Annotated in this window: 26 protein-coding genes and 2 tRNA genes; 15 read left to right on the plus strand and 13 right to left on the minus strand. The window is 62.1% G+C overall.

Features of this window, described 5'->3' with window-relative positions; genetic code table 11:
- The first annotated feature begins 69 nt into the window (after positions 1-69).
- Both ACIQTU_RS13785 and ACIQTU_RS13790 read left to right on the plus strand, forming a co-directional pair.
- Positions 70-1,332, plus strand: coding sequence for a multidrug effflux MFS transporter (locus ACIQTU_RS13785; protein WP_400548185.1), 1,263 nt, complete (start codon positions 70-72; stop codon positions 1,330-1,332).
- A gap of 52 nt (positions 1,333-1,384) precedes the next feature.
- Positions 1,385-3,352, plus strand: coding sequence for a M1 family metallopeptidase (locus ACIQTU_RS13790; RefSeq protein WP_400548188.1), 1,968 nt, complete (start codon positions 1,385-1,387; stop codon positions 3,350-3,352).
- A gap of 3 nt (positions 3,353-3,355) precedes the next feature.
- On the opposite strand, the gene ACIQTU_RS13795 is transcribed toward ACIQTU_RS13790, so the two are convergent.
- A complete protein-coding gene (locus tag ACIQTU_RS13795; RefSeq protein ID WP_400548191.1) occupies positions 3,356-3,787 on the minus strand; it encodes a DUF488 family protein in 432 nt (143 codons plus the stop codon).
- The gene (locus ACIQTU_RS13800) at positions 3,784-4,143 is read right to left on the minus strand and encodes a hypothetical protein (protein WP_400548194.1); all 360 of its coding nucleotides are present in this window, start codon (positions 4,141-4,143) and stop codon (positions 3,784-3,786) included. The genes ACIQTU_RS13795 and ACIQTU_RS13800 overlap by 4 nt, the downstream gene beginning before the upstream one ends.
- Positions 4,144-4,231: 88 nt before the next feature.
- Between ACIQTU_RS13800 and ACIQTU_RS13805 the strand changes: the two genes are divergently transcribed.
- Both ACIQTU_RS13805 and ACIQTU_RS13810 read left to right on the plus strand, forming a co-directional pair.
- Entirely contained in the window at positions 4,232-5,899 is a 1,668-nt protein-coding gene (locus ACIQTU_RS13805) for an amidohydrolase (RefSeq protein WP_400548197.1), read from the plus strand.
- Positions 5,900-6,013: 114 nt separating this feature from the next.
- Entirely contained in the window at positions 6,014-6,988 is a 975-nt protein-coding gene (locus ACIQTU_RS13810; RefSeq protein ID WP_400548200.1) for a complex I NDUFA9 subunit family protein, read from the plus strand.
- 74 nt (positions 6,989-7,062) lie between these two features.
- Here ACIQTU_RS13810 and ACIQTU_RS13815 read toward each other — a convergent pair whose 3' ends face one another.
- Positions 7,063-7,869 carry an undecaprenyl-diphosphate phosphatase gene (locus tag ACIQTU_RS13815; RefSeq protein ID WP_400548203.1) on the minus strand — a complete coding sequence of 269 codons (807 nt, stop codon included), beginning with the start codon at positions 7,867-7,869 and terminating at the stop codon, positions 7,063-7,065.
- Between the two features lie 115 nt (positions 7,870-7,984).
- On the opposite strand from ACIQTU_RS13815, the gene ACIQTU_RS13820 reads away from it, so the two are divergent.
- From ACIQTU_RS13820 to queG, 3 genes are all read left to right on the plus strand, one after another.
- Positions 7,985-8,938, plus strand: coding sequence for a cation diffusion facilitator family transporter (locus tag ACIQTU_RS13820; protein ID WP_400548206.1), 954 nt, complete (start codon positions 7,985-7,987; stop codon positions 8,936-8,938).
- A 61-nt stretch (positions 8,939-8,999) separates the two neighbouring features.
- The gene (locus tag ACIQTU_RS13825) at positions 9,000-9,686 is read left to right on the plus strand and encodes a glutathione S-transferase family protein (RefSeq protein ID WP_400548209.1); all 687 of its coding nucleotides are present in this window, start codon (positions 9,000-9,002) and stop codon (positions 9,684-9,686) included.
- A gap of 41 nt (positions 9,687-9,727) precedes the next feature.
- Positions 9,728-10,903, plus strand: a complete 1,176-nt coding sequence (gene queG / locus ACIQTU_RS13830) for a tRNA epoxyqueuosine(34) reductase QueG (RefSeq protein ID WP_400548212.1) — start codon at positions 9,728-9,730, stop codon at positions 10,901-10,903.
- 85 nt (positions 10,904-10,988) lie between these two features.
- Here the strand turns inward: queG and ACIQTU_RS13835 are convergent, their stop codons facing one another.
- On the minus strand, positions 10,989-11,531 hold the full coding sequence (locus ACIQTU_RS13835) for an FKBP-type peptidyl-prolyl cis-trans isomerase (RefSeq protein WP_400548215.1): 543 nt from the start codon (positions 11,529-11,531) through the stop codon (positions 10,989-10,991).
- Positions 11,512-12,714 (minus strand): threonine ammonia-lyase, encoded by a 1,203-nt coding sequence (locus ACIQTU_RS13840; protein WP_400548218.1) that lies wholly within the window; start codon positions 12,712-12,714, stop codon positions 11,512-11,514. Before ACIQTU_RS13840 ends, ACIQTU_RS13835 begins: the two co-directional genes overlap by 20 nt.
- Positions 12,715-12,860: 146 nt before the next feature.
- Between ACIQTU_RS13840 and ACIQTU_RS13845 the strand changes: the two genes are divergently transcribed.
- Both ACIQTU_RS13845 and ACIQTU_RS13850 read left to right on the plus strand, forming a co-directional pair.
- Positions 12,861-13,376, plus strand: coding sequence for a hypothetical protein (locus ACIQTU_RS13845; protein WP_400548221.1), 516 nt, complete (start codon positions 12,861-12,863; stop codon positions 13,374-13,376).
- A 90-nt stretch (positions 13,377-13,466) separates the two neighbouring features.
- Positions 13,467-13,736, plus strand: coding sequence for a hypothetical protein (locus ACIQTU_RS13850; protein WP_400548223.1), 270 nt, complete (start codon positions 13,467-13,469; stop codon positions 13,734-13,736).
- Between the two features lie 6 nt (positions 13,737-13,742).
- Here ACIQTU_RS13850 and ACIQTU_RS13855 read toward each other — a convergent pair whose 3' ends face one another.
- Positions 13,743-14,369 carry a helix-turn-helix transcriptional regulator gene (locus tag ACIQTU_RS13855; protein ID WP_400548226.1) on the minus strand — a complete coding sequence of 209 codons (627 nt, stop codon included), beginning with the start codon at positions 14,367-14,369 and terminating at the stop codon, positions 13,743-13,745.
- 668 nt (positions 14,370-15,037) lie between these two features.
- On the opposite strand from ACIQTU_RS13855, the gene ACIQTU_RS13860 reads away from it, so the two are divergent.
- Positions 15,038-15,244 (plus strand): hypothetical protein, encoded by a 207-nt coding sequence (locus ACIQTU_RS13860; protein WP_400548229.1) that lies wholly within the window; start codon positions 15,038-15,040, stop codon positions 15,242-15,244.
- A 33-nt stretch (positions 15,245-15,277) separates the two neighbouring features.
- Here the strand turns inward: ACIQTU_RS13860 and ACIQTU_RS13865 are convergent.
- The 4 genes from ACIQTU_RS13865 to ACIQTU_RS13880 form a co-directional block, all read right to left on the minus strand.
- Positions 15,278-15,359 (minus strand) — tRNA-Gly (locus ACIQTU_RS13865).
- Positions 15,360-15,563: 204 nt separating this feature from the next.
- Positions 15,564-16,013 (minus strand): DUF4429 domain-containing protein, encoded by a 450-nt coding sequence (locus tag ACIQTU_RS13870; RefSeq protein ID WP_400548232.1) that lies wholly within the window; start codon positions 16,011-16,013, stop codon positions 15,564-15,566.
- A gap of 22 nt (positions 16,014-16,035) precedes the next feature.
- Positions 16,036-16,218 (minus strand): hypothetical protein, encoded by a 183-nt coding sequence (locus ACIQTU_RS13875; protein WP_400548235.1) that lies wholly within the window; start codon positions 16,216-16,218, stop codon positions 16,036-16,038.
- A 249-nt stretch (positions 16,219-16,467) separates the two neighbouring features.
- Positions 16,468-17,040 carry a hypothetical protein gene (locus tag ACIQTU_RS13880; protein ID WP_400548238.1) on the minus strand — a complete coding sequence of 191 codons (573 nt, stop codon included), beginning with the start codon at positions 17,038-17,040 and terminating at the stop codon, positions 16,468-16,470.
- An 81-nt stretch (positions 17,041-17,121) separates the two neighbouring features.
- Here ACIQTU_RS13880 and ACIQTU_RS13885 point away from each other — a divergent pair, with 81 nt between their 5' ends.
- On the plus strand, positions 17,122-17,385 hold the full coding sequence (locus ACIQTU_RS13885; protein WP_400548241.1) for a helix-turn-helix domain-containing protein: 264 nt from the start codon (positions 17,122-17,124) through the stop codon (positions 17,383-17,385).
- A gap of 14 nt (positions 17,386-17,399) precedes the next feature.
- On the opposite strand, the gene ACIQTU_RS13890 is transcribed toward ACIQTU_RS13885, so the two are convergent.
- Complete coding sequence (locus ACIQTU_RS13890) at positions 17,400-19,184, minus strand: hypothetical protein (protein ID WP_400548244.1); 1,785 nt, start codon at positions 19,182-19,184, stop codon at positions 17,400-17,402.
- A gap of 215 nt (positions 19,185-19,399) precedes the next feature.
- On the opposite strand from ACIQTU_RS13890, the gene ACIQTU_RS13895 reads away from it, so the two are divergent.
- Positions 19,400-19,945 (plus strand): recombinase family protein, encoded by a 546-nt coding sequence (locus tag ACIQTU_RS13895; protein WP_400548247.1) that lies wholly within the window; start codon positions 19,400-19,402, stop codon positions 19,943-19,945.
- Between the two features lie 93 nt (positions 19,946-20,038).
- Complete coding sequence (locus tag ACIQTU_RS13900) at positions 20,039-20,554, plus strand: hypothetical protein (RefSeq protein ID WP_400548250.1); 516 nt, start codon at positions 20,039-20,041, stop codon at positions 20,552-20,554.
- 494 nt (positions 20,555-21,048) lie between these two features.
- Here ACIQTU_RS13900 and ACIQTU_RS13905 read toward each other — a convergent pair whose 3' ends face one another.
- A complete protein-coding gene (locus tag ACIQTU_RS13905; protein ID WP_400548253.1) occupies positions 21,049-22,320 on the minus strand; it encodes a hypothetical protein in 1,272 nt (423 codons plus the stop codon).
- Positions 22,321-22,829: 509 nt separating this feature from the next.
- Here ACIQTU_RS13905 and ACIQTU_RS13910 point away from each other — a divergent pair.
- Positions 22,830-23,897: a tyrosine-type recombinase/integrase gene (locus ACIQTU_RS13910; RefSeq protein WP_400548256.1), complete on the plus strand. Its 1,068-nt coding sequence runs from the start codon at positions 22,830-22,832 to the stop codon at positions 23,895-23,897.
- 47 nt (positions 23,898-23,944) lie between these two features.
- Here ACIQTU_RS13910 and ACIQTU_RS13915 read toward each other — a convergent pair.
- Positions 23,945-24,019 (minus strand) — tRNA-Gly (locus ACIQTU_RS13915).
- Positions 24,020-24,391: 372 nt separating this feature from the next.
- Here ACIQTU_RS13915 and ACIQTU_RS13920 point away from each other — a divergent pair.
- Positions 24,392-24,808, plus strand: coding sequence for a TadE/TadG family type IV pilus assembly protein (locus tag ACIQTU_RS13920; protein WP_400548259.1), 417 nt, complete (start codon positions 24,392-24,394; stop codon positions 24,806-24,808).
- The last annotated feature ends 1 nt before the right edge of the window (position 24,809 follow it).

Raw genomic sequence — 24,809 nt, forward strand, 5'->3', positions numbered from 1 at the left:
CTTGTTGCAACGCAAAATTGATGCAGCTTGAGGGTTGCGTCAGCCTGTCGCAGCCCGCAATTGGGCCCGATGACCAGCGCCCCGATCCCTACAGCCGCCGCCCCCAAGGGGCCGGGGTTCGCCGAATTCGTCTGCCTGATCGCCGTCATGATGGCGCTCAACGCCCTGGCCATCGACGCCATGCTGCCGGCCCTGCCCCACATCGGCGAAGACCTGGGCATCGCCAATGAGAACACGCGCCAGTGGGTCATCACCGCCTATCTGCTGGGCTTCGGCGGGGCGCAGCTCTTCTACGGCCCGCTGTCGGACCGCTATGGCCGTCGTCCCGTGCTGTTCGTCGGCATCGGCCTCTATGTCGGGTTCAGCGTTCTGGCCGCCTTCGCCCATTCGTTCGAATGGCTGATCCTGTCGCGCATCGGCATGGGTCTGGGCTCGGCGGCGACGCGGGTGCTGGCCGTGTCGATCGTGCGCGACCGCTACGCCGGGCGCACCATGGCGCGGGTCATGTCGCTGAGCTTCCTCGTCTTCCTCGGCGTGCCCATCCTGGCCCCGACGGTCGGCCAACTGATCATGCTGGTGGCCCCTTGGCGCTGGATCTTCGGCTTCTTCGCCCTGTTCGGCGGCAGTTTCCTGCTGTGGGCGGCCCTTCGCCTGCCCGAGACCCTGCATCCCGAAGACCGCATGCCGATCAATGTGAAGCGCATCGCCGGGGCCTTTGGTCAGGCCCTGAGCAGCCGTCTGGGCATGGGCTACACCCTGGCCATGACCGCGATCAGCGGCGCCCTGTTCGCCTTCATCAACTCGTCGCAGCAGATCTTCTTCGACGTGTTCAAGTCACCCGGCCTGTTCACCACCGTCTTCGCCATGGTGGCCGGCGGCATCGCCCTGGCCTCGGTGCTGAACTCGCGCATGGTGGAAAAGCTGGGCTCGCGCCTGATCGCGCACACCGCCCTGTTAGGCTTCATCGGCTTCAGCCTGCTGCACGCCATCGTGGCCTATATGGGTCACGACAGCCTGTGGGTCTTCGCCGCCTTCCAGGCCTGCAAGATGTTCTGCTTCGGCTTCATCGCCGGCAATTTCGGCTCCATGGCCATGGAGCCCATGGGCCATATCGCCGGCACGGCGGCCTCGGCCCAGGGCTTCATCTCGACCATCGGGGGCGCCCTGCTGGGCTTCTGGATCGGCCAGCATTTCGACGGCACCACCGTGCCGATGACGGTCGGCTTCGCCGCCCTGGGCGTCGTCGCCCTGCTGCTGGTGCTGGCCGCCGAGAAGGGCCGTCTGTTCAAGGCGCACCATCTGCCCCCGGCCTCCGCCGCAGCCAAGGCTTGATCTTTCGGGGCGGAGGGAGCCTTTTCGCACGCATCTGAATACGGAGCGTTCGATGACCCTGAAGCTGGCCGGCCTGGTATCCGCCATGGCCCTGACCGCCGCGCTTGGCGCCTGCGCCACCGCCCCCGCCCAAGCCCCCGAAAGCACGCCGATGACGCCTCTCGTCCCCGCGACCCCGGCTGCGCCCGCCTTCACCTACGCCAACGACATCCACTCCAACGCCCGCCCGGCCGAGGCGCGGGTGGGTCACGTTGCGCTGGACCTGACCGCCGACTTCACGGCCAAGACCCTGTCGGGCTCGGCGACGCTGGACGTGACGGGCCGCGCCGGGGCGACCGAGGTGGTGCTGGACACCAAGAACCTGAACATCCGCGGCGTGCGCGACGCTCAGGGTCGTCCGCTGCGCTATGAGCTGGGCGCCGTCGACGCCATCAAGGGTCAGGCCCTGACCGTCCACCTGCCCGCCTTCGCCGGGGCCGAGGTCCAGAAGGTCGTCGTCGACTACTCCACCCGTCCCGACGCGGCGGCCCTGCAGTGGCTCAGCCCACAGCAGACGGCGGGCGGCGCCAAGCCCTATCTGTTCAGCCAGGGCCAGGCCATCCTGACCCGCACCTGGGTGCCGACCCAGGACAGCCCCGGTATCCGCCAGACCTATTCGGCCCGTGTGGTCGCCCCTGCCGACCTGACCGTGGTCATGTCCGCCGAGCACCTGACCCCGACCGGCGAGCCCGCCGCTGCGGGTCAGAAGGCCTGGCGCTTCGACATGGATCGCCCGATCCCGCCCTATCTGATGGCCATCGCCATTGGCGACATCGCCTTCGCCCCATTCGACGAGCGCACCGGGGTCTGGACCGAGCCGAGCCGGCTGGAAGCTGCCCGCGCCGAACTGCAATCGACCCCGCGCATGGTGGATGCGGCCGAGGCCCTCTACGGCCCCTATCGCTGGGGCCGCTACGACCTGCTGGTCCTGCCGCCCAGTTTCCCCTTCGGCGGGATGGAGAACCCGCGCCTGACTTTCGCCACCCCGACCATCATCGCCGGGGATCAGTCGCTGGTCTCGCTGGTGGCCCACGAACTGGCCCATAGCTGGTCGGGCAATCTGGTGACCAATGCGACCTGGTCGGACATCTGGCTGAACGAAGGGACCACGGTCTATTTCGAGAACCGGATCATGGAATCCCTCTACGGTCGCGACCGCGCGCTGCAGGAGCAGGTTCTGGGCTGGGGCGAGCTGTCGGCGGAGCTGGCGACCACCGCGCCAGACGATACGAAACTGCACATCGACCTGACCGGCCGCGACCCCGACGACGGCCTGTCGGGCGTGCCCTATGAGAAGGGCGCGGCCATGCTGCGCACCATCGAACGCATCGTCGGCCGCGAGACGTTCGACGGCTGGCTGCGCGGCTATTTCGATCGCCACGCCTTCCAGCCCATGACCGACATCGGCTTCCTGGCCGACATCCGCGAGCACCTGATCAAGGGCGATGCGGCGCTGGAAGCCCAACTGCAGCTGGAGAACTGGATCTACAAGCCGGGGATGCCGTCGAACTGGGTCCCGCCGGTGTCGCACGCCTTCGAGGCCGTGGACCAACAGGCCAAGGCCTTTTTCGCCGACAAGGGCCCGGCCTCGGCCATCGACTGGAAGAACTGGAACACCCAGCAGCGCCAGCGCTTCCTGGCCTGGCGTCCCGAAGGTCTGGCGGCGGGCGCCGACTGGCTGACCACGGCGCAACTGGCCGATCTGGAGAAGACGCTTAACCTGGCTGACGAAGGCAACGCCGAGCTGACCTTCGCCTGGCTGCAGATCGCCCTTGCCCATCGCTATGAGCCCGCTGTCGCCACCGCCGACCGCTTCCTGACCAGTCAGGGCCGTCGCAAGTTCGTCCTGCCCCTGTTCCAGACCCTGTGGAACGAGGGCGACTGGGGCCGCCCCATCGCCACGCGCATCTACGCCAAGGCCCGGCCGCTCTATCACCCGGTCACCTCGGGCTCGGTGGATCAGCTGGTGGGTCGTCCTTAAGGTCTAGAGGTTCGTCACCTCGGCGCCGTCCTCGCGGGCCAGTCGGTCAGCGAGGACGGCGCGGTGGCAACCGCAGGCCTCGGCCTCGAAACACAAGAGGGCGACGCGCTTTTCGCCCGCGACATGGCGCAGCTGCTGGAAGGCGGCCTCGGCGTCGGGTTCGCGCATATGGGCGTTGAAGATGGCGTGCATGGCGGCCACGTCGCCCTTTCTCGCCGCATCGCGCCCGGCCTTGGGCGTGCCCAGGGCGCGCAGTTGCAGATAGTCGACGCCTTCGGCTTTCAGGCTTTCGCCCAGCACCGTCTTGGAAAAGCCCGCGATGCGCGACGAGGCCACGGCGCGCACGTCGGCGACCAACTCGACCCCCGCCGCCTTCAGCCGGTCTATGACCTGGGCTTGCGTCGCGCCTTCATAGCCGATGGTGAACAGCTTCATGCCTCGCCTCCCATGCCCGGCACGGCGCCGGCGTCGATGGCTTCATTAATGCAGCTGCGACGTTCCGCGGCGAAGGCCTCGGGGTCGGCTTCCTTGCGGGCAGGCACGTCCGCCACCGCCTGTCGTCGGGCGACCTCGCTCAGGGCGCCGGGCTGACCCGGCTCGGCCAGGCGGGCGATCCACCAGTCGCGGATGAACCAGCTGGGTCCGGCGACCCGGCCGGTTTCTTGCGACGCCTCGACGATCAGGGATTCGATCTGGACCAGACATGCCTCGGCCCGCGCCGCCTTCGACGCCACCTCTGCCTGAGGGTCCGCCGCCAGCGCCATCGCCGCCATGAGCCAGGCCGTCATCATCGTCCCTCATCCCTCGCCTTGGTCAGCACATCTTGACGCAAGCGCGTCCGTAAGGCGACCTCCGGGCCTTGACCGTTTCGGAGGCTCCATGATCCGCTCCCTGATGAAGGCCCTGCCGCTGGCCGCTACGCTGATGGCCGCCGCCGCGCCCGCCGCCTTCGCCCAGAACCTGCTGATCCATGGCGGGACCATCTACACGGGCAACCCCGCCCAGCCGACCGCTGAGCAGGTGATCGTCCGCGACGGACGGATCATGTCAGTCGGCCCCGAAACGGCGGTGGCGGGCCCCGCGAACATGCAGGTCATCGACCTGAAGGGCGCCGCCCTCTTCCCCGGCTTCACCGACGGCCACGCCCATCTGGACGGCATCGGCTGGCGCGAGATGACGCTGAACCTAGAAGGCTCGGCCTCGGTCGTCGAGGCCATGGCGCGGCTGACCGACTGGGCCAGGGCCCACCCCGAGGGCGTCATCGTCGGGCGCGGCTGGATCGAGACCCACTGGCCCGAGAAGCGCTTCCTGACCGCCGCCGATCTGGACGCCGCCGCGCCGGGGCGCATCGTCCTGCTGACCCGCGCCGACGGTCACGCCGTGGCCGTGTCCAGCGCGGCCATGGCCGCCGCCGGGATCGACGCCAACACGCCCTCGCCCTCCGGCGGCGACATCCTGAAGGGACCGGACGGGCAGCCGACCGGGCTGCTGGTTGACGCCTCGGGCGACCTGATCGCGGGCCTGACGCCGCAAGCCGATGCAGCGATGACGCGCGCGGCCTATCGCGCAGGCTTCGACGTCTATGCCCGCTATGGCTGGACCGGCATCCACTTCATGAGCGCCCCGTGGAAGGACGTGCCCCTGATGGAGCAGATGGCGCGGGACGGCGAGGCGCCGGTGCGGGTCTATAACAGCATCGACATGGGCGACGCCCGCGCCCTGATGGCGGGCGGGCCGCGCGACGCGGGCGACGGGCGGGTCATCACGCGGGCGATCAAGTTCTACGCCGACGGCGCACTGGGCTCGCGCGGGGCCATGCTGTTCGAGCCCTATTCCGACCGGCCCGACACCCACGGCCTGATGCGGACCTCGCACGACGAGGTCATGCCCCTGTATCAGGAGGCCCTGCGCACCGGCATCCAGATCGCCACCCACGCCATCGGCGACAAGGGCAATCACGAGGTCGCCGCCTGGTACGAGGAGGCCCTGCGCTCCGTGCCGAAATCGGAGTGGAAGCTGGCCGATCCGCGCTGGCGCATCGAGCACGCCCAGATCATCCGGCCCAGCGACTATCACTACTTCGACGAACTGCCGATCATCGCCTCGATGCAGCCCAGCCACGCCATCGGCGACCTGCATTTCGCCGCCGACCGTCTGGGCGACGCCCGACTGGACGGGGCCTATGCCTGGCACACCCTGGTCGACAGGGGCGTCGTCGTGGTCGGCGGTTCCGACGCCCCCGTCGAGCGCGGCGATCCGCTGATCGAGTTCTACGCCGCCGTGGCGCGGCGCGACCTCAACGGCTTCCAGGGCCCGGACTGGCGCCCCAACGAGGCCGTGGACCGGGCGACCGCGCTGAAGATGTTCACCCTGTGGCCCGCCTACGCCAGTTTCCGCGAAGACGAGTTGGGCACCATCGAGGTCGGCAAGCGGGCGGACTTCACCGCCTTCAACATCGACCTGATGACCGTGCCCGTCGCCGACATCCCCAAGGGCCATGCGGTCCTGACCGTGGTCGACGGCCAGGTGGTCTATCGCGCTGACTAAGCCCCTTCTCCCAGCCCTGTGCGTTGCGGCGAGGCGGCGCATCGGTTAAGCCCCGCCCATGGAATTCTCCTCCGGTCGCCCGTTGCGGCCGGGGTTTGGCGTTGGAGCGCTCAGATGGCTGATTTCGCCCCCGGACTGGTCACCGTTTTCGGCGGCTCGGGCTTTGTCGGAACCCAGGTGGTGCGAGCCCTGGCCAAGCGCGGCTGGCGCGTGCGCGTCGCCGTGCGCAAGCCCGCCCTGGCCTATGAACTGCGCATGGCCGGCGACGTCGGCCAGATCCAGACCCTGCGCTGCGACATCACCGACAAGGCCGCCGTGGCCGAGGCGATCAAGGGCGCCGACGCCGTGATCAACCTGGTCGGCATCCTGTTCGAAACCGGCGGCCGCAAGTTCGAGGCCCTGCACGTCGAAGGCGCCGTCAACGTCGCCGAGGCCGCCAAGACCGCGGGCGTGCAGCGACTGGTCCATATGTCGGCCCTGGGCGGCGATGTGAACGGCAAGGCCGCCTACGCCCGCACCAAGGGCGCCGCCGAAGCTGCCGTGCGCGCCGCCTTCCCCGGCGCCGTGGTCATCCGCCCCTCGGTCATCTTCGGCTCGGACGACGCCTTCCTGAACAAGTTCGCCGCCATGGCGACCTTCTCGCCCGCCCTGCCGCTGATCGGCGGCGGCGTGACGAAGTTCCAGCCCGTTTATGTCGGCGACGTGGCCGAGGCCATCGCCCGCGCCACCGTCTCGCCGGACGCCGAGGGCAAGACCTTCGAACTGGGCGGGCCGTCGATCTGGACCTTCGAGGACATCCTCAAGTTCATCCTGCGCGAGACCAAGCGCGAGCGCTTCCTGATCCCCTTGCCCTTCCCCATCGCCCGCATGATCGGCTCTTTCGCGCAGATCCCGGCGGCGATCGGCCTGAAGCCGGCCCTGACCAGGGATCAGGTCCTGCTGCTGGAAGGCGACAACGTCGTCTCACCGGGCGCCGAGGGTTTGGCCGAACTGGGCGTCGAGCCCACCGGTCTGGAAGCCATCGCCCCCAGCTATCTGTTCCGCTACCGCGTCGGCGGGCAATACGCCGAAAGTCCGGCGGCGGCCTGATCGGGTCCGCCCACGAAAAACCCCTCGGGACCCGCGTCCCGAGGGGTTTTTGTTTGCCTGCTAATGCCGAGGGCTTACAGCGCGCCCGTCACCGCCAGACCGACGATGCCGGCCACGCCGACGATGATCCGCCACCAGGCGAAGGGGCCGAAGCCGCGCTTGGACACGAAGTCGAGCAGGAAGCGCACCACGACCAGGGCCGTCAGGAAGGCGGCGATGAAGCCTACGGCGATCAGGCCCAAGTCGCTGAAGTCCAGCACGTCGCGGTTCTTGAACAGGTCATAGGCCACCGCCGCCCCCATGGTCGGCAGGGCCAGGAAGAAGCTGAACTCGGCCGCCGAACGCTTGTCTGTCTTGAGCAGCAGGCCGCCGGCGATGGTGGCGCCCGAGCGCGACACGCCGGGGATCATGGCCAGGCACTGGAACAGGCCGATCAGGAAATAGATCCGCATCGGATAGCGGTCGGCGTCCAGATAGACCGGGAACTTGTCCACCCGGTCCAGCCACAGCAGCAAGAGACCGCCGACGATCAGGGCGATGCAGATGACCAGCGGCGTCTCGAACAGCACCGTCTTGATGAAGCCATAGGCGAAGAAGCCGATCACCGCCGCCGGCAGGAAGGCGACCAGCAGGCCGATCAGAAAGCGCCGCGCGGCCGGATCGAAGGGCCAGCGCGTCGCCAGCGTCCACAACCGCTTGAAATAGACGCTGATGATGGCCAGCAGAGCGCCCAGCTGGATGACGATCTCGAACGTCTTTCCGGTGCTTTCAAAGCCGAGGAAATGCCCCAGCAGCAGCAGGTGGCCGGTGGAAGACACCGGTATGAACTCGGTCAATCCCTCGACCAGACCCAGAAGGATCGCCGTCAGCCAGTCCGCCATGGAAACTCCGTCTCGACCGGCGACGGTTCGTCCGCCCCGGGCACCCGCCTTCCTTAGCGTCCCGGACAAGACGCCGCCATTGGCGGATGCGCGGTTTTGCGCGACAAGGGCGGAGATGACCGCCTCCGCCCTCGACGACGCCCACGCCACGACCCGCCGCATCACCGCCCTGTCGGTGGGCACGGCGACGATCCTGATCGTGATGAAGGCCTTCGCCCTGGGGGCCTCTGGCTCGGTGTCGATCCTGGCGACCCTGGCGGATTCCGCGCTGGACCTGATCGCCTCCCTGGCCACCTTCTTCGCCGTGCGCTGGGCGGCGGCGCCCGCCGATCCCGAGCATCGCTACGGCCACGGCAAGGCCGAGGCCCTGGCGGGCCTGGTGCAGGCCGGCCTGATCTTCGCCTCGGCCGTCTTCATCGGCTGGGAGGCGGTGCAGCGCATGTTCGATCCCCGGCCGGTCAGCGCGGGCGGCTGGGCCGTCGGCGTCGTCGTCATCTCGATCGCCGTCACCCTGTGGCTGGTCTGGATGCAGACCCAGGCGCTAAAGAAGACGGCCTCTCTGGCCGTGGCGGGCGACCGCGCCCACTACGCCGCCGATCTGGCCGCCAATGTCGTGGTGCTGATCGGCGTGATCTCCGGCGCCTATCTGGGCGCGCCCGGGCTGGACGCGGCGGCGGGTCTGGTCGTGGCGGTCTGGCTGTTCTGGGGGGCGATTTCGCTGCTGCGCGACTCCGCCGATCACCTGCTGGACCATGCGGGGCCCGAAGAAGACCGCGTAGCCATCGCGGCCGCCGTTCTGGCCGATCCCCGTATCTCGGGCCTGCACCAATTGCGCACCCGCATGGCCGGACAGGTGTTGATGGTGCAGATGCACGTCGATCTGGACCCGCAACTGACGCTGGAGGCGGCCCACGCCATCGTGGTCGAGGCCGAACAGCGCATCCAGGCCGCCCTCCCCCACGCCGACATCCTGATCCACGCCGACCCTCGCGGCCGGGCGGAAGTTCACACGGCGCGCTCCGACCAGGCCGTCGCGCCGTTGACCATCCAGTCCGGCCCGTGGTCCTGACCCGCGACCGAGCGTCGCGGTAAACGGAGCCTTAACGAGCGCGGGTGCATGGATCGGACAAATGTCCGCGCCCGCCATCCTCTATCATTTCGCCTTCCATCCCGGCTCGCGCACGGCGCGTCTGGCGCTGGGCGAGGCGCGCATCGATTTCGGCGAGGAACCGGTCAAACCGTGGGAAGAGGACTGCCCCCTCTTCGACCTCAACCCCTCGGGGATGCCGCCGGTCCTGAGCGTGGCCGAAAAGGGCAAGAGCCTGACCCTGTGCGAGACGGACGCCATCCTCGGCTGGATCGAGGACCGCTCTAAAGGCGACGTCCTGATGCCCGCCGACATTGGCGAGCGCGCCGAGGCGCGGCGGCTGGCCACCTGGTTCAACCGCCGCTTCATCGATGAGGTGGACGCCGTCCTGCTGCACGAGCGGATGGAGAAACCCCTGCTGCGGCTGGGTCCGCCCGAGGCGCGGATGCTGCGCGAGGGCCGCGACGCCCTGCGCGTACATCTGGCCATGCTGGAAGGTCTGGCTGCCGGGCGTGAATGGCTGGCCGGGCGGCGGCTCAGCCAGGCCGACCTGATCGCGGCGGGCCACCTGTCGGTGCTGGACTACTTCGGCGAGATCACCTGGGCCTCCTATCCGTCGTTGAAGACCTGGTATTCCAAGCTGAAGTCGCGCCCCTGTTTCCGCACCCTGCTGAGCGACCGTTTCCCCGGCGTCCATCCGGCGACCTGGTACGCCGACCTCGACTTCTGAGGCCCCTCGACTCCTGACCGGAAGAGGGGCAAAGCGCCCACATGGCGGCCGATCCCCGCATCTTCATCCGACAACGCGCCGCCGAACTGGGCTTCGGCGTGTGCCGCTTCGCCTCGGCCAGCGCGCCGTGGAGCGCGGGCGAGAAACTGGCCCACTTCGTCGAGGCCGGACGGCACGGCGACATGGGCTGGATGGAGACGACGCTGGAGCGCCGCGCCCACCCCACCGCCATGTGGGACGGGGCCAGGACGGCCATCGTGCTCGGCATGAACTACGGGCCCGAGGCCGATCCTCTGCCGGAACTGGAAGACAGGTCGGCGGGCTATATCTCGGTCTATGCGCGCGGCGACGACTATCATGAGGTCATCAAGGGCCGGCTGAAGATCCTGGCCGGTCAGATGGCCGCGCGGTTGGGGCAAGAGGTGAAGGTCTTCGTCGACACCGCCCCCCTGATGGAAAAGCCCCTGGCCCAGCGCGCCGGTCTCGGCTGGCAGGGCAAGCACACCAATCTGCTGAGCCGGACCCACGGCAACTGGCTGTTTCTCGGGGTCATCCTGACCGCCGCCGAGATCGAGGCGGACGTGCCCGAAACTGAACACTGCGGCCGCTGCACCGCCTGTCTGGACGCCTGCCCGACCAACGCCTTTCCCGCGCCCTTCCAGATCGACGCGCGGCGTTGCCTCTCCTACCTCACCATTGAATACGCCGACCCGTGGCCGGTCGAGTTCCGCATCGCGACAGGGCCGCGCATCTATGGCTGCGACGACTGTCTGGGCGCCTGTCCGTGGAACAAGTTCGCGCAAGGGGCGTCGGAGGCCCGTCTGCACGCCCGCGACGCCCTGAAGGGGCCGAGGCTGGCCGATCTGCTGGCGCTGGACGACGCCGGCTTCCGCGCCCTGTTCACCAAGAGCCCGGTCAAGCGCATCGGGCGCGATCGGTTCATCCGCAACGTCCTCTATGCGGCGGGGAACTCCGGTGACGCCGAACTGGTCGCCCCGGTCGAGGCCCTGCTGGACGACCCGGCGCCCGTGGTGCGCGGGGCGGCGGTCTGGGCGCTGTCGCGGCTGGACGCCGAGCGGTTCGCGGCGCTGCGCGATATGCGGCTGGCGAGCGAAGAAGACGATAGCGTGAAGCAGGAATGGCGTCCTTCTCCCCTTGCGGAAGAAGGTGGCCCGCGCAGCGGGTCGGATGAGGGGTCTCGCCGCCCTCAGACCTAGCAAAAAGGGGTTTCCCACGTGGAGAAACCCCTCATCTGTCAGGCTTCGCCTGAGACCTTCTCCCTCAAGGGGAGAAAGGCAATCATCAGACGTCAGCGGACCCCACGCCGCGACCGCCGCCGGGCACCGACTCTACGTCCCGCAACTTCAGCCGGAACACCAGCACGGCGTTGCCGGGGATCATCGGCGGGCCGCCCGCCTCGCCGTAACCCAGTTCCGGCGGGACATAGAGCAGCCACTCGTCGCCCGGCTTCATCAGTTGCAGGGCCTCGGTCCAGCCCGGCACGACCTGTTCCGGGCTGAAGACGGCGGGCGAGCCGCGCTTGAATGAGCTGTCGAAGACCGTGCCGTCGGTCAGGCTGCCTTCGTAGTCGACAAGCGCCAGATCGTTGCGGTCGGGATGGACGCCGTCCGCGGGGCCGCTGGCGACCACCTTGTACTGCAGGCCCGACGGCAGGGTCTGAACCCCCTCCGCCGAGGCGTTGGTCTTCATGAAGGCGGCGGCTTCTTCCGCATTCTTGGCCAGATCGGCGCCGGACACGGCGGGCTGGCGGTTGCAGGCGGTGACGGCCAGCAGAGACGCAGCCGCAGCCACGACGATGGCGGGCTTAGCCCATGCGAAGTTCATAGCCACGTTCCTTGAGCGCTTCGCCGATTTCCTCGGCATGACGGGCGTCGCGGGTCTCGACCATGATGTCGAACTCCGCCCCCTTGGCCGGCACGTCCAGCGCCAGCCGGTTGTGCACGACGTCGATGATATTGCCGCCCAGCCCGCCGATGACGGCGGCCATGGCCGACAGCATGCCCGGGCGGTCGTCGCCCAGGATGCGATAGACGATCAGTCGCTTCTCGCGGACCATTTCGCGGTTCAGCACCACTGCCAGCATGCGGGCGTCGATATTACCGCCAGTCAGCTCGACGCCGACCTTCATGCCCTTGAAGCGTTCCGGGTTGGCCAGGATGGCGGCCAGGCCGCCGGCGCCGGCGCCCTCGGCCACCGTCTTCTCCAGCGTCGCCAGCAGGGCCACGCCCTTTTCGAAATCAGCCTCCTCGCAGACGAAGACCTCGTCGATCAGGCTGTCGGCCAGAGCGAAGGGGATTTCGCCCACGGCCTTGATGGCGATGCCCTCGGCGATGGTCTGGCCGCTGCACTTGGCCGGTTCGCCGCGACGGCGCGCGGTGAAGGAAGGGTAGCGGGCGGCCTCGACGCCGAAGATCTTGATGTCCGGCTTCATCGCCTTGGCGGCGATGGCGCTGCCGGCGATCAGACCGCCGCCGCCGATGGGGATGATGAGGGCGTCCAGATCGGGCGCATCCTCGACGAACTCCAGACCGCAGACGCCCTGGCCCGCGACGATGCCCTCGTCGTCGAAGGCCGAGACGAAGACATAGCCGTGTTCGGCTTGCAGCCGTTTGGCCTCCTCGGTCGAGCCCGAGAAGTCGAGGCCGTGGATGACGACATTGGCCCCGTGGGCGCGCGTGCCGTCGACCTTCACGAAGGGGGTGCCCTCGGGCATGACGATGGTCACGGGCACGCCGAGGCGGCCGCCGTGATAGGCCAGGGCCTGGGCGTGGTTTCCGGCCGAGGCGGCGACGACGCCGCGCTTCATTTCGTCCGGCGTCAGTTGCAGCAACCGGTTCAGGGCGCCGCGCTCCTTGAAGCTGCCGGTGAAGTGCAGGTTGTCGAACTTGATCCAGATCTCCGCACCGGTCAGTTGCGACAGGCGACGCGAATAGCGAACGGGGGTGCGGTCGACCTGGCCGGCGATGCGCTCCTGCGCCGCACGGATATCGTCGATGGTGACGGTCATGAAGTCCCTGAAATCGTTTCTCGGCCGGTCTCTGCGCCCGGTCTCCGGCGCTCTTGTGGCCCACGCCGCGACGCCGGGCAACCTTGACTCGCCTCACCTTCGGGCGTCTTTCCCGTAGAGCTTGAAACGAGTTTCGGGAGCCCTCCATGTCGAACCGTCGCCCCTCCATCGCCCTGGCCGCCATCCTCGCCGGCGGACTGGCCCTCAGCGCCTGCGCCACCACGCCCATGGGCGGCGGAACCAGCTCGACCGAGTTCAGCGCCGACGCCTTCGCCTGGTCGACCCGCAGCGGTCAGGCCTCGATCGAGGGCCGCGTCGCCTTCGCCCAGGACGGCAAGACCTTCCACTGTGTCGGCAACGTCGGCCTGATCCCCGACACAGGCTACACTCGCGCCCGGATGCAGCGCCTCTACGGCTCGACCGAGCGCGCCGCCGTTCCCGCCGCCGTGGTCCGCACCCGCTCGGCTGGCGAACAGGGCGCCGACTACCGTTCCTATGAGCGCGCCCAGCCCTGCGCCGCCGACGCTTTCCGCTTCACCGGCCTGCCCGACGGCAGCTGGTTCCTGATCTCGCCGGTCAAGGCGGGCGACGACATCGTGGTGCTGATGAAGCGCGTCCAGACGCGCGGCGGGCGCCCGGTCAACGTCACACTCGGAGGTTGAAGCGCCCAAGGGATCGGCGTTCGCCATCCTTTGGCCTTACAGGACCGCTCTCTGATCTGATCCATTTCAGGACAGTCGGGGAGCGCGTTCTTGTCCCAACACAATATCATCGGCTCCGAGGCCTTCACCAAGGGCCCCTTCGTCATCATTCGCGGCGTCAAGTCCGGCGGCTTCCGTCGGCGTCGCTCGCGATCGATCACAGCCTACGCCGTGGTCGCGGTTCTGGCCCTGTCGGCCGGCGCAGCCGCCGCCGCCTTCGCCCTGGGCCCCCTGCTCGTGGAAGCTGCGCCCGCGGGTTCCGCCCTGTCAGCGCCCGCCTCGCCCCCTGCCCCGGCCCTGCCCGTCACGCCCGCCGCCTGATACCCTCTAGGGGCCGACGAAGCTGATCGCCTCGGCGAACAGCTCGCCCCGGCTGCGCACCCCCATCTTCTGATAGGCGTGCTTCAGATGGGTGCGAAGGGTCTCGATGGAAATGTCCAGCGCCTGGGCGATGCGGCCGGTCTCGGCCCCGCTCAACAGCATTTCGATGATCCGTCCCTCGGACGGCGTCAGGACGTGGTTGTCGATCAGGGCCTGGAATCGCGTCTCGCCTCGCGCCCGTTGCAGCGTCAGCCCGACCAGGGCGGTCGGCGCCGCATAGACTTGACGCGCCCAGGCGACCCAGCGTCGGCCGCCGTCCCCCGGCAGGACCGCGCAACAGGCCGTGTCGGACCGCGCCGAGGCGACCAGGCCCGCCAGGATCGGTGAAGACGACGCCAGGCGCTGGTCCTCCCCCACGAAGGCTTCACCGTCGTCGCGCAGCGCCCGCGCCGCCTCGTTCATCCACACGACCTCCAGATCGCTTGACACGATCAACCGCGCCCGGCGCTCGCCTTCGACCCAGTGGACGATGGCCCGGCCGCAGACAGCGTCGACGTGCGCGCCCGCCGGCGTCCAGACCGGGTCGCGCGACGAAGCGTGGACACTCAAGGGGTCGACCAGACTCTGGCTCACGCCAAACCTCCAAGGCTGCACGCCTCTCAATGAAGGCGGTTGCCGCGCGCCGCTGATGAAAGCGAAGCCAGATCCCCGAAGTCGCCCAACATACCTCAAAATATTTCAGCAGCCATCCCTCATACCGGGGATACTTAGAAAAATGAACACCACATACAGTTATGCCTTCTCAAATCTTCTTTTGAGATAAGACAAAAATATTCAAATTGACCGATGTTGGTATAGAAACAACCATCATTTGATCTAAATTTTGCTGAAACAGAACGTTTTTCTTCACCAAACCACCGCAAGGAATCCAATCACCGCCTCATGCAAACTTGCTCCGCCGACGCAGGAAAGCTTGACGTCAACGGAGCCCTGAACCCCTGGCCGCCGATCGCCACCACCGCAACCGCGGGATCGACGCCATCGGGCGGGCCGGGCCGGGACGCAGACACGCCCCGTCCAAACAAGGCGCTTCGGCGCGACGACCTCACCGCGGAACTGCACGCCCCCCAGCGTTCCGCCCGACTGGAGTCGACGCCGAAGCGCAGGCCTGCCCCCTCGCACACCACGCATCGGTGACGGCGCGGCCTGCGAGAGCCGGCCTGTCATCGCGTTACAGGGTTTTGCAGTCGACGCCCCCGGGCTGGACTAGCCTGCCGTCCCATCACGCGATGGAGAGCGAGATGGAACCGCAGCCAAACGCCGAAGATGCACAACTTGCCGAACTGTGGCAGGCGCATTTCGGTACGCCCATGCCGATCTACGGCGTTCCGGCGATCGCGCGCCGGATCCTTGTCGAGCACGGCGCGGACGTCCCCGGCCGAGGCGGCGAAGCGCGCCCGGCCCGACAGGGAAAAACGCCCGATCAACGTCCAGTCACGCCCCGCTAAACGCGCTCGCGACGATACAAGGCGTTGATTGGTTGGAGCGGCCGGCGGGAATCGAACCCGCGACATTCAGCTTGGGAAGCTCAATGTTTGCAGGTGAATTCAACGCCTTAGCCGCAAAACGCACACAAAAATACCTATTAGATGCCAATAGGTTAGTTGAGGCTCGCAAAACGACAACCACCCCCTAGCGAATGCCTGTGGGCTGATTGCAAGCTATGTGCTGAGAGCCCCGTCTCAACAGAAGCGCCACCCCGAAGGACGCCCCCCCAAAAATCGTCTATCGCACCGGCTGGATGCGAGCCCATGCTCCTCTGCGTCGCTAGGACACCAGAAGCTTGGCCTTTTGGGCTTGAAATTCCGCGTCCGTGATCACGCCTCGGTCGAGAAGGTTCGCGAGCTTTTCCAGTTGGTCGATTGACGACGATGAACCCGATACGTCATTGCGCGGAGCATTAAGTGCCGCCTGAATTGCATCTCGCAACCCTTCGAAGTCCTTCTCCTGCTTCTTTACGAACATGACGGTGTTCTCGTCTTGGGTAGCGTCAAATACCCCGCCCCGAGACTCGTTTCCGCCCATCAGAGAAAGCTGAAGGTAGCCACTAGTGATCATTCCAACCGCCTTGAACTGGACGGCAGTTATAGAAGACAGTTTGATAATTTTGTCGCCCTTAAGCCCCTGCGTCAGGAATCCCAGAACGCCTTTTCGGCTTATTGTTACGTTCTGACCATCAAAACTCATTTGGCCATTATGGCCCTTAGCTTGAATCACTTAGTTTCCCCCGTTAGTCGATTTACGGCAACTCATAGCCGACTAGTGTTGTCTGGTTCGCGACGAAATCGCCGAAGTGCCACACGGTATGCGGCGCCATCCAATCTTGCGCTTCGATGATCACAGTGCTGCCCAAGGGCAACTTGCTGACGGCTTGCGCAGCATCGCCAGCGATCTGCACCCACTTCCCATCAGCGCGCCCCATAGCTGCATCATCCACACAGCGAGGCTCAGGTAGAGCGACGAAGGGCGACCGCATGACTTGCCCATTAGGATGCTGAGCCTCCACGTAGCGAAGCTCGCCCCTAATTCTGTTGCCGGGCTGCAAGCAGGGCTGAGAAACGGTCTGGAGCGCAAGAGCGGCAAGAAGCTCAATCATGGAGGGAGCGTAACAGAACGACGATTTCTCGAAAGCTTGAAATGAAAAGGCCGCCCCGGAGGACGGCCCTGAACGTTATCGCTTTGCTGCATCCTGTGTAGCGGCTGACGCATCGTGCAGAATATCCGCATCTACGATCCGACAGCCTAGGCTAGACGCCTGAGGGTCCACATAGCCGACCTCCACAGGTCCGAACGGAATGGTCGATTTAGCCGGCACGCGTTTGAGGATGGCCGCGTCATATCGCTTGATCACCTTCCCTGTCTCAGCTTGGACCTGACACTTGAGCTTGAGGTTCCCAATAGGGAAGCTGGAGCTATTCGTTAGCTGACCGCTGATACGCCCCAAACCGAACTGAACGTCAGGTTCCGCCCGCATGGTGATGTAGGTCTCAGGCTTGGCCTCCACATGATCGTAGGTGTCATGTTTGGCTTCAGCCCTTGCCTGTTCCTGCCCACTTTCTTTGGCGACCTCCTCAGGTGTCCTCAGGCCCTGCGCAAATGGCACAGCAAAGAACAGAAGGGCTAGGCCCACCCCCAAGGCGACGAGCCGCCTCCTACCAAACAGAGGCATGGGGAACAGAACCCCCAAACCCGCTGCAATGACTGCAATGACAACGATTGTGCTGACGACGCCGTAGATGGTCATGCCGCTCCCCAGATGAATAACCCGATCTGGGATATTCCAAGATGGGTTCTAGGGGAAGCGTCGTTCGTTGGAGCGGCGCATATGACCAAATCGGTATTCTCGGAACGCTACGGGCTGTTCCTCGCCGTCCTAGTGCAGGCTCGCAAAGAGGCAGGATTGACCCAATCAGAGTTGGCCTCCCGCTTGGGCAAGCCTCAATCCTACATTTCAAAGGCAGAGAGAGGCGAACGAAGGCTAGACGTGGTCGAGTTTATTGAATTTGCAGAAGCTCTTGGGAGGACTCCATCCGAGCTATTAAGCTACTTTGTTCAGAATAAACCCGAAAGTCACCACTCTTTTCAATAACCTCTGAAAGCTTCTTAGGCAAAGAACACCTTCTGAAGTGTAATGGTGGTGAATTTCTTAGCTGATTTAAGATTAGTTACATATGACAGTTGTCCAGCGTAGTTTAACCCAACGGACTCTACTACCGTATCTACGTCATTAATTCCGCCAAGCCTTGTTCCGTGCCCAATTATATGCCTGACGGCGTTTCTGTAGTATTCAAAAGAGTTTACCGTTAGGGCCTCTAAGTATGCGGGGGCTCTACCAGCATGCACCAATTGGTTGCGCGCTCTATATATTCTATTCAATTGCCAATCAACTCGCTCTTTGTGGCTGGATAGAGATTCGACATACCGTTCAGGTGTGGAAAATTTATCATGAATAACTTCAAGTCTGTGTAGCAGCAATGGATACGATGCTAGAGACTTCTTTAATGCTTCCAATTTTTCTTTGTATTTTTCATCAAACAGAAGTGATGTAAGTTGTAAGCTATTGTTAGCTCCGACATCTTTAGATATATCGTCAAGTAACTTAACAAAAACGCTCCTGTTTGATATGATTAGAGCATTGTATAGGGAATTTAGGCTGCGTTCAGGATATTTTGCTAAAATGCATGGCGAAACAATATCAATGTAGTGCAATATTCTGACAGATTTACTTGGTGGGGGGCTAAGGAGGGACTCAAATGAGGACCATATGGATATGAGCCTGCTATCATAACTGTTGGTTTCCAGTGCACTAGAGACAGTGGAAATCGAGTTATGAAGTCGTTCTATTGATCTAGAATCAAAATTATTACGAATATTATTCGTATCTGATTTCGATTCCCTAACACCTCTCGCGTGGCTACGGGCGATCTTAACAGAACTTCCGCCATCAATTACATTTATTGAGTATGCCCTAGCAGTTTGATTGCGCTTGTAATAAGAGCAAAACTCTTTTGGTAATGGTAGCGAGAAATCCCAAGCAGATATAACCGAGACAGACGATATTGACGTCATTTCGTCATATGTTTGTCGAGCGGCAGTAAACATATCTTTCGCTTTTTTATCAACCCGAGCGAATTTGTTTACCGCGTGTATTTTTAATCCACCCATGACGTATGAAGCGATGACGGCAACCGGAACGTCAGATGCTGAAACTACAGTTAAATTATACACATCTTTTAGATATGGTTCTGCTAGAGCGTCAACTTGAAAATAGACTTCATATTTGTAGTCTTTTAGGTCAAATTTATTAAAGAATTCTCTAATCTTGACGTTTGTAGCTCTACCTACATCCTCCAAAAAAAATATTTCGTCAGCGGTGTCGTATATGTATTGCCTACTGTACTTGTTGTTAACAAGAAATGCGAGGTAATGGCAAATGGCGGATATTGTGAGCGATCTATTTGACGCGATGTTGTAATTCGCGAGAATAAAAGTCTCTAATTTTGACTTGTAGTCATGTGATATTTTTGCGCTCAAAACGTCTAATTTTGAATAAACTCTAGACATGTCTGTGTTGTCATTGATCGACAAGCTTTCAAAGTATTTCAGCGCATGCGCAATCTGATCGTGATTTTTATGATCAACTACAGGATCAGATTTTATGGACCAGCACAACTCCTTCGCAACTGGCGCGAATGTGTGCTTTGATAGACCTTTCTGAATATCGCTTACTAGTATTTTTGCCTCAGAAATTCGAGACACTGTGTCTAGCGTCATCATTCTGAAGCTCTCGAATGCATCTATGGATGCAAGTTGTTTGATCGCCTGACCGACAAACAGCAAGTTGCGAGCCTTGACTGTATCTGGCCAGCTATTTGTGGGTTTTTCCACGGTGAGGTCTACTCCAAAAGTGGTCGAAATTGGCCTATCGAATCGGACTCGAGTCTAGCTTAGCAGGAGATTATTCGTCGGGTGATAGGGCCGCATCACTAGCGTATACCCATCTGAGAGCGTGTCGTGAGACAGCTTTAGTGTCCCACTAGGGTTGACCCGCAATTTCGGACACCATAAGTTTGCATGGTCTAGAACCTATTGGGACGTCGGCTATGGCTATTGTCGGTTATGCGCGGGTTAGCTCCACAGGCCAGTCGCTAGAAATCCAGCGAGAGCAGCTTGTAGCCGCTGGTTGCGAGAAGGTCTTCGAAGAGAAGCGGAGCGGGAGCAGTCAGGAGGGGCGCGAGCAGCTAGCCCTAGCTCTCGACTATGTGCGCGAGGGAGACGTGCTGATTGTCACCCGTCTAGACCGCCTTGCTCGCTCAATGATCGACCTGAGGGAGGTGGTGGATCGCCTCACAGCGAAGAAGGTCGAGTTCAAAGCCCTTCAACAGGGAGCTATAGACACAACGACGTCGTCAGGACGTCTGATGCTGAACATGCTTGCCAGCTTCGCAGAGTTCGAACTGGACCTAAGGCGAGAACGGCAGCGGGAAGGTATCGATAAGGCCAAGGCTGAGGGGCGGTACAAGGGACGCAAACCGTCTGTGCCTGTTGATCAGGTAAAGGCTCTACACGCCGAGGGTATCGGCCCCGCTGAGATCGCTCGCCGTCTGAAAGTCGGAAGGGCCAGTGTCTATCGGGCCATTGCATCCTAGCGCACTAGAAGCGGGCATTCTGAACGTTCGCTAGGGTGGATGTCGGTGCTAGTGCTGCTAAGCTTGCTGAATGGCATCGTAGGTCGGGAACACATGCAGACGTCAGACAAGATTGCCTTCGCAGCGTTGCTGACTTCAATACTCGCGATTGTGGTGTCTATAGCCACGCCACTTATCCAACTCGCCTATGGACGCATCCAGCGGCAGCGGAACCGATTGGAGCTTCGTGTAGGCACGGTGGGTCTGGGGCAGGTCGCAGTGGAAGCCTTCTTCCAAGCGGATCACGGTCATCAGGGCCTGATAGCGACGCTTCATAAAGTGCGGCCAGACGGGGCGCGTATCGTCATGTTCCTACCGGGGACCGAGAACCGATTTACGGGCGAAATCCGGGAGCATGGTTTCGAGGAGGAAGATTCGGACTTGCCTCGGACTGTGACGATGATCCCGGTCGAAGGGGGTGAGCCGTTCCGCTTTATGTTCGCCTTTATCTATTACGGCCACGGAACTGCAAACCCGGTGACAATCGACTTGTCGATCAACTCTCGCGTTGGGAATAAGTTGGGTCGATACCGTAGGACGGTGTATCCAGTCGACTATGGTGTAGAATAGTTTTTAGCGATTGAACTAAAGCATCTTGCTTGTTGTCTACAGAAAGATTGGCGGCAATATTTCAACCTACGGGCCGCCCAGATATCGCCATCGGTTCGCAAGCTCCTATTTTCGATTTGCCGGGAAGCGGACCTTTCCTCCCGAAGCCCTCAGAGTATTGAATCTCAGCAATCTCAGCCCCCCGGCCTCTTCCTGACAAAGGGATAGGAGCGACAAAAATTGTGAGGTCGCGTGGCGAGCCTCTCGACCGGGGATGCCCGAGAAGGTCCTTTTCCGAGCCGTACAGCCTCCTTGCAACGTCTCTGGTATCCACCCCTTCGCTGAGGCCGAAATTGCTGTGGGTGAGCCTTAAATCGGCCTTCAATGAGATTTTGCGTCCATCCACCAAATATCACAACGTAGATCGCTGCGACTGATACTTACGCCTTCCAGTAATGAACGTAAACCGAAGCAAATATCTATATATTATGATGCGTAGAAATGCTGAAGGAATATTATATATTGCCAGTCACATTGCAACAATTGCAATGAACAACAATTTGTTGATTAAAAGTAGCCTCATACTCGGAGAGCATTATCTCTCTCAGCCGGTCGTGATGTGGCTCGGGAACGATGAAGCTGTCATGCACGGGTAGGCAGACAATGCCCTCATCCAAGCATCGATTGATCACCGATAGGGCGAGAGAGCTGTCTAGATATTGAAGTTTCAGGCTAGCATCGGAACTGAAGAAATCGGATATGGCTGTATGCATCTCCTTCATTGCATATATATATAGGTGAAATTGATCCCTATTTGAAAAATACTTCTGCGTCTCTTTGTCGAATTTCAGCCCGCCCTTTACGGGTTTCTTCCCACTATTATTGATCAGCCGGTTGAATTGGACCTTCCCCACTTCGCGAGGAATATCGAAGCCGGGGACGATGTAGGGATCGAAATCTAGAGAAAGACCCTTCTGCGCATAGAGCATGGAAGGTTGAATGGCTCCGTAGTCCAGTTCCACCACAGCCTCTCCGTTGATCGTCAGGCCAAGCCGCGCCTCTTGAGGGAGGTTCTGCCATGCGCCCCCATACAGGCGACCTCCACGCTCCCACGTTCCTTTGAAGATGCGGGTTAGATAGACCTTGCCGGGATCGTAGCCCTTTACGTTGAGTTCGGTCCGCCCGGCTTCAGAGGCGCGCTGCCTCGCCAGTTCCAATGCTGAAGCTGTCAGCTTGATATCGGCGTGTGCAACCTGATCGTTGAACCGACGCACAATGGCATCCTCCGACGCTACCTCATCGGGCATGACCTGATCTGTGGCTGGATCGTTCAGGACGGTGGTGATCTCAGGCGCATGAACCAGCATTGCAGAGGTTAGGTCGCACTTCATGGCGAGGGACTGAGCGCCGACGCGGGGATGTATCCGCGTGACCTGCCCATCTCCCTGCTCCTTGTCGAAGAAGCCCTTTTGGACCGCGATAAGTCCCGCCTTTTCGGCGCTATCCCTAATGTCTGCCAGTGCTGTCACGCTAAGCGGTGAGCCCACGTAGGCTTTGTGACGAAATGTCAGGGGAACTCCCTCCTGAGCCCAGATAGGCATCAAGGCTTGTTGGGCCAGCGCCGCAGAGAACGCCAGAAGCGTAGCGTCGTACCGCTTCTGATCGTCGGGCTTTCTAGCTTTCTTGCGGTTCTGGTGGGGCGCAATCAGCCCCTCGATCTGTTTCGCGAACTCGCAAATCTGGGCGCTAGGCTCACTGCACTCTTTGAGGATGAATCTGGCGCTCAACGCACAATCCCCCGCGACATTGTGAGGGCGACTGCCACGAAAGGAAGGCTAGGCCTAACCAGATTGACGACAGTAATGCTGGCGAAACTCTCGTTGCAATTGCTGCAATAAGAATTTGAGTAATATTTCCTCAAGATCGGTTCCTAATAGTATAAAGATAGAAAAATCCGCCTCTCACCGCAAAATTCATGTTGAATTGAGGCGTGTCGGCGGGTATATACCGACAAGTTGGATGGAGCAACACCTGTCCGGCGAGGCAATCGAGCGAGATTTCTTTCTCGTTACTACTAATGTAAACAGACTAATTACTAATATAAACGTTTGGCCCCGACTTTTCGTCGTGGGCCTTTTTCATTTTTACAGGACCATGCAGCAAGCTCAGCCCCGCAAAAAAAGGCCAGTGGTGAACGCCGCCAATGTCGATAAAATTCTGCGTTCGCTGTCTGAGCGGGGCCAATCGCCAACATCGGTGATCCTCGCTCCAGACGGCCATGTGACACTCGTTCTAGATGGCCAAGGGCAGAGCCCCGACGCATTGGAAGCCGAACTGCGAGAATGGGAGAACCGCCATCGCTAAAATCGACCTCAAAGGCGTGTACGTAGTCACCGCCAAGGGCCGTACCTATCACTATGCATGGAGAGGTAGAGGAGCCCCCCGCCTTCTCAGCAAGCCCGGAACCCCGGAATTCATTGCGGAGCTAAACGAGGCTCTGGCGACGCGTAGGCAAACTCCCAAGCATACAGTCGCTTGGCTATGCACCTGCTTTAGGGGAAGTGAGGATTACACTACGCTGGCAGCTAGCACCCGACGCCAGTGGACGCCTTGGATCGACCGTATCCAAGAGCACTTCGGAACTCTCTCTCTTAGGCAGTTCGACCGGCCTCAAATCCGAGTGCACATTCGAAAATGGCGCGACCAATGGCGCGCGACACCACGCACCGCCGACTACGCCGTTCAAGTGCTCTCACGGTTGCTCTCCTATGCCGTGGGAGAGGGCCATATTCAGGCTAACCCCTGCAAAGGCATTCCAAGCCTCTACAGGGCCAATCGTTCGGAGATCATCTGGACTCAGGAAGACATTCAGAAGCTCTGCAACGTCGCCTCTCCAGAGATTAGCTGGGCTGTTCGCCTTGCTGCACTGACCGGCCAACGGCAGGGCGACCTACTGAAGATGGCATGGTCTCACGTCGGTCTGAATTCCATCGAGTTTACGACTGGCAAGAGCCGGAACCGTCGAACCGTTATCATACCAATCTATCAGGAACTGAGACAGTTGCTCGACAGCATCCCCAAACGCGCAACGACGATCCTGACCAACTCTGACGGACTTCCTTGGCGCTCAGGCTTCGGGTCTAGCTGGAACAAAGCCCTGAAGAAGTCCGGCCTGAAGCTTCACTTTCACGACCTAAGAGGGACTGCGGCAACCCGGTTTTACGGACGCCTGACCGTGCAAGAAATCGCAATGGTGGTGGGCTGGTCAGAAACCCGAGTGGATCGAATGATCGACCGCTACGTCAAAAAGGACGAGCTGCTGCGGGACACCATCCGCCGACTCGAGAACGGTCCAAGAACGTAAACTGCAAAACCGGGTGCAAAACGGGCACCCAAAAATCGGCTAAGTGTTGGAGCGGCCGAGGGGAATCGAACCCCTGACATTCAGCTTGGGAAGCTGACGTTCTACCTCTGAACTACGACCGCATTTCTCAACGATTCCAGCACATTATAAACCTGAACCCAAAGCGCGCTCGCTCCAGTTCACAGGTCGCCCTACACTGACGTTCGCCAAGCGTTCTCTCTAGCCTGTCACGCGCCTCGGCTCAAGGCGCTCGATTGCGTCGCGAGCAATGCGGTCCGGATCAACCGCATGTCTTCCTGTCCGCACCACCAGATGTTGTTTGGGTTACGCCCGTCCATCAAACGCTCGGAACTATTGCAAAGCTCGCCAGGTGGACGTTGGACCGGCGGCGGCAAATGAAGCTTCGGCGGCACTCGCGAATTCAACCTATGCGTTTATTACCGCTTAACGGTGATTGCATTACGTTGATCACCGCAAAAGAGTGAGGCTCGACCATGAGGCGACTTCTTTCCCGGTTCAGGCGTGACCGACGCGGGGTGGCGGCGATCGAGTTCGCCGTCGTAGCCCCCCTGCTGATCATGCTGATGTTCGGCATGATCATGTACGGCAGCTGGTTCTGGATGGCCCATTCCGTCCAGGCGATCGCGTCCGAAGGCGCGCGGGCGGCCATCGCCGGTCTCGACCCGGCCGAGCGTGAGCAGTTGGCCCGCGCCCTGGTCGGCGCCCAGGTTGGCGACCTGGGACTGGACGCGAGCAAGGCGGCGGTGGCCGTCGAGAGCACGCCCTCGGTCATCCGGGTCAACATCGCCTATGACGCCAGCGACCACCCGCTGATGGCCCTGTCAGGGCTCATTCCCTCGCCGCCCAAAACCATCCGCAGGACAGCGGTGGTTCGGCTGGGCGGCTACTGAG

Source organism: Brevundimonas sp. NPDC090276 (assembly GCF_044772165.1).
Taxonomy (GTDB): Bacteria; Pseudomonadota; Alphaproteobacteria; order Caulobacterales; family Caulobacteraceae; genus Brevundimonas.

Excerpts from the sequence above, each read along its gene's own strand:
- ACIQTU_RS13880 (WP_400548238.1), bottom strand. The coding sequence starts at position 17,040 with ATGACCATCTACGGCGTCGTCAGCACAATCGTTGTCATTGCAGTCATT.
- ACIQTU_RS13825 (WP_400548209.1), top strand. The coding sequence starts at position 9,000 with ATGTCCGCGCCCGCCATCCTCTATCATTTCGCCTTCCATCCCGGCTCG.
- ACIQTU_RS13795 (WP_400548191.1), bottom strand. The coding sequence starts at position 3,787 with ATGAAGCTGTTCACCATCGGCTATGAAGGCGCGACGCAAGCCCAGGTC.
- queG (WP_400548212.1), top strand. The coding sequence starts at position 9,728 with ATGGCGGCCGATCCCCGCATCTTCATCCGACAACGCGCCGCCGAACTG.
- ACIQTU_RS13900 (WP_400548250.1), top strand. The coding sequence starts at position 20,039 with ATGCAGACGTCAGACAAGATTGCCTTCGCAGCGTTGCTGACTTCAATA.
- ACIQTU_RS13895 (WP_400548247.1), top strand. The coding sequence starts at position 19,400 with ATGGCTATTGTCGGTTATGCGCGGGTTAGCTCCACAGGCCAGTCGCTA.
- ACIQTU_RS13815 (WP_400548203.1), bottom strand. The coding sequence starts at position 7,869 with ATGGCGGACTGGCTGACGGCGATCCTTCTGGGTCTGGTCGAGGGATTG.
- ACIQTU_RS13840 (WP_400548218.1), bottom strand. The coding sequence starts at position 12,714 with ATGACCGTCACCATCGACGATATCCGTGCGGCGCAGGAGCGCATCGCC.
- ACIQTU_RS13835 (WP_400548215.1), bottom strand. The coding sequence starts at position 11,531 with ATGAACTTCGCATGGGCTAAGCCCGCCATCGTCGTGGCTGCGGCTGCG.
- ACIQTU_RS13790 (WP_400548188.1), top strand. The coding sequence starts at position 1,385 with ATGACCCTGAAGCTGGCCGGCCTGGTATCCGCCATGGCCCTGACCGCC.
- ACIQTU_RS13910 (WP_400548256.1), top strand. The coding sequence starts at position 22,830 with ATGGCCAAGGGCAGAGCCCCGACGCATTGGAAGCCGAACTGCGAGAAT.
- ACIQTU_RS13785 (WP_400548185.1), top strand. The coding sequence starts at position 70 with ATGACCAGCGCCCCGATCCCTACAGCCGCCGCCCCCAAGGGGCCGGGG.
- ACIQTU_RS13845 (WP_400548221.1), top strand. The coding sequence starts at position 12,861 with ATGTCGAACCGTCGCCCCTCCATCGCCCTGGCCGCCATCCTCGCCGGC.
- ACIQTU_RS13875 (WP_400548235.1), bottom strand. The coding sequence starts at position 16,218 with ATGGGGCGCGCTGATGGGAAGTGGGTGCAGATCGCTGGCGATGCTGCG.
- ACIQTU_RS13920 (WP_400548259.1), top strand. The coding sequence starts at position 24,392 with ATGAGGCGACTTCTTTCCCGGTTCAGGCGTGACCGACGCGGGGTGGCG.
- ACIQTU_RS13820 (WP_400548206.1), top strand. The coding sequence starts at position 7,985 with ATGACCGCCTCCGCCCTCGACGACGCCCACGCCACGACCCGCCGCATC.
- ACIQTU_RS13885 (WP_400548241.1), top strand. The coding sequence starts at position 17,122 with ATGACCAAATCGGTATTCTCGGAACGCTACGGGCTGTTCCTCGCCGTC.
- ACIQTU_RS13810 (WP_400548200.1), top strand. The coding sequence starts at position 6,014 with ATGGCTGATTTCGCCCCCGGACTGGTCACCGTTTTCGGCGGCTCGGGC.
- ACIQTU_RS13805 (WP_400548197.1), top strand. The coding sequence starts at position 4,232 with ATGATCCGCTCCCTGATGAAGGCCCTGCCGCTGGCCGCTACGCTGATG.
- ACIQTU_RS13860 (WP_400548229.1), top strand. The coding sequence starts at position 15,038 with ATGGAACCGCAGCCAAACGCCGAAGATGCACAACTTGCCGAACTGTGG.
- ACIQTU_RS13800 (WP_400548194.1), bottom strand. The coding sequence starts at position 4,143 with ATGATGACGGCCTGGCTCATGGCGGCGATGGCGCTGGCGGCGGACCCT.